Origin of the sequence: Dokdonella sp., from assembly GCF_049593775.1 — a bacterium.
Taxonomy (GTDB): Bacteria; Pseudomonadota; Gammaproteobacteria; order Xanthomonadales; family Rhodanobacteraceae; genus Dokdonella.
This window is the reverse complement of record NZ_JBAWHJ010000433.1, coordinates 1-2,497: the sequence shown is the minus strand read 5'-3', so window position 1 is coordinate 2,497 and position 2,497 is coordinate 1. Positions and strand designations below refer to the sequence as shown.

At 60.5% G+C, this 2,497-nt stretch carries 3 protein-coding genes; 1 reads left to right on the top strand and 2 read right to left on the bottom strand.

Translation table 11 applies throughout. From position 1 onward, the window contains the following. On the bottom strand, nt 1–442 hold a 442-nt coding region (locus WBP53_RS14925), incomplete at its 3' end, for an acyltransferase family protein (protein WP_423930310.1). Further along, nucleotides 439–1,044 (bottom strand): class I SAM-dependent DNA methyltransferase, encoded by a 606-nt coding sequence (locus tag WBP53_RS14920; protein WP_423930308.1) that lies wholly within the window; start codon nt 1,042–1,044, stop codon nt 439–441. The genes WBP53_RS14925 and WBP53_RS14920, both read right to left, overlap by 4 nt. Nucleotides 1,045–1,258: 214 nt before the next feature. Here WBP53_RS14920 and WBP53_RS14915 point away from each other — a divergent pair. Next, a partial coding sequence (locus WBP53_RS14915; RefSeq protein ID WP_423930306.1) for a polyhydroxyalkanoate depolymerase occupies nt 1,259–2,497 on the top strand: 1,239 nt, incomplete at its 3' end.

The window sequence follows — 2,497 nt, the reverse complement described above, 5'->3', positions numbered from 1 at the left end:
CCCAATTCCAGCCTATGTAGAACCAGAGGAAAAGATGAGCGACCAGCTCGTAAGCCGTTGGAACGCGCCCGTAATCAAACACCACGGCAGCGAACAGCAGCACGAACAGCTGGAACAGGTAGGCCGGGTAAATGCGCAGCACGCGGCGCAGCAGGTACCGACCAGTATTGGGTCGCGTTGCAGACCCATAGCGCCACTGCGCAAACGGCATGACGAGCAGAAATGCGGAAAGACAGAAGAACAGGTCGACGCCCGACCAGCCGACCGACAACAGGTTGCTGCCCTGCATGAATCCGATACCGGGCAGTCGCAGTGGCGGTCCGCCGCTCATGGCCCAGACGTGATACAGCAGCACCCACAATGCCGCGAACCCTCGCAGGCCCGTCAGGGCTGGCAGTTCGGGAAGTCGATCGTGCACAGTCTCGGGAAGGGATCCGCTCATGCCTCAGCCCGCTCGAGCGCGGAAACTGATCGCATCAGATCCGGCGCCAGGTAGCAATGCGAGCCGCAGGCCATGAGCCCGGCGCTGGCAAAGCATTCGCGATACCACTTTGGGGAGCGCGAAATGAATCCCGTGGTATCGCCATCGACCGGATCTTTCGAGGTGAACAGTTCGATGAAAGCGAGGCCTTCAAGCAGCTCCGGGAAACCGGAGAGGCCCCGACGCAATTCTGCAGCGCCGAGGTAATGAGCGACGTCGGAACAAATGATCAGGTCAAAGCGCCGATCGAAACGCAGCTCGGCCAGGTCAGCGAAACGCGCGGGACGAAGATTGCGCGAGCGGCCGAAACGACTGATCGCGTAGTCACTTGAATCCAGGCCGAGGTAGTCGATGCCAGGGCGTAGTGCGCGCAACGGCGAACGCCAGATCCCTTCGCCGCACCCAATGTCCAGGACGTTGGTGATGGTCCGGCCCAGGTAATATTCGGCCAGTCCGACTGCCATCTGGACCTTGCGTCGCGTCTCCCCGCGCGCCTTGACCCGGTGTTGGGGATCCCGGTACCAGCGATCGAAATAGGCGCGGTCATACTTTTTTGCGTTCATGCACAGGACCGGGAGACGGAAACCCGATGGTACCGTTTGCGGCCTTCATCGCGAAGCAGGTCAGCCCCGGGCCTCCAAACCGGGCCCCCGTATGCGCCCCGGGAGGACAAGGTCTAGCCCCTTGGCTCAGCTCGACCAGCCGATTGTGCACTTGCACATAAAGCCGGAAGGCCTAAAGATGGGCGGATTCGCCACAGCAAACAAGGCCAGCCTTATGCTTTACCAACTTCACGAACTCAATCGCTCGCTGATGAATCCGCTGGTTGGCTGGTCTGGTGCTGCAGCGCAACTTCTCACGGCAAAAGAGAATTGGCTGTCGGGCTTCCCCGGGGTTCAACGCTTGGCAGCAGGCTATGAACTGGCCTATCGGCTTGGCAAGGATTACGAAAAGCCCGCCTTTGCGATTGAATCTGTCACTGCGCACGGTCACGAAACACCGATCTCCGAGCAGGTCGCAGTTGCCAAGCCCTTTTGCAACCTGATCCGCTTCAAGCGCTTCAGTGACGACGTGGAGACCCTGGCCGAGCTCAAGAACGATCCGACCGTACTCGTTGTGGCTCCTGTGTCGGGCCATCACTCGACCCTGCTGCGCGATACGGTGCGTTCACTGCTGCAGGATCACAAGGTGTATCTCACCGACTGGATCGACGCGCGCATGGTTCCGCTGGACCAGGGCGACTTCGATCTCGACGACTACGTCCATTACATCCAGGAATTCATTCGCCATATCGGTGCCGAGAAACTGCATGTGATTTCGGTCTGCCAGCCCACCGTTCCGGTGATGGCGGCGATATCGCTGCTGGCGTCGAACAAGGAAACCACGCCGCTGACGATGACCATGATGGGCGGCCCGATTGATCCGCGACGCAGCCCGACCAAGGTCAACGACCTGGCCACTACCCAGCCGATCGAGTGGTTCGAGAACAACGTCATCCATACCGTGCCATCGAACTACCCGGGCGCCGGGCGCAAGGTCTATCCCGGATTCCTGCAGCACGCGGGCTTCGTGGCAATGAACCCGAGCCGACACATGAGTTCGCATTGGGATTTCTACGAAGACCTGCGTCGCGGCGACCAGGAAGATGCCGAAGCCCATCGCAAGTTCTACGACGAATACAACGCCGTGCTCGACATGCCCGCGGAGTTCTATCTCGACACGATCGAGAAGATTTTCCAGCAGCAGTTGTTGCCGCGCGGCCTGTGGGACGTCAAGGGCGAGCGGGTCAAGCCAGCCGCGATCAAGCGCACCGCCTTGCTGACGATCGAAGGCGAGCTCGACGACATTTCCGGCCTCGGCCAGACCAGGGCGGCACACGACCTGTGCACCGGCATTCCGAAAGCCAAGCACGACCATCTTGAGGTCAAGGGTGCCGGGCACTACGGCATCTTCAGCGGTCGGCGCTGGCGTGAATCGGTCTATCCGCACGTTCGCGACTTCATCGAACGTTACGAC

What these genes read in the sequence shown, in the direction of transcription:
- WBP53_RS14920 (WP_423930308.1), bottom strand. Translation starts at nt 1,044, where the DNA reads ATGAACGCAAAAAAGTATGACCGCGCCTATTTCGATCGCTGGTACCGG.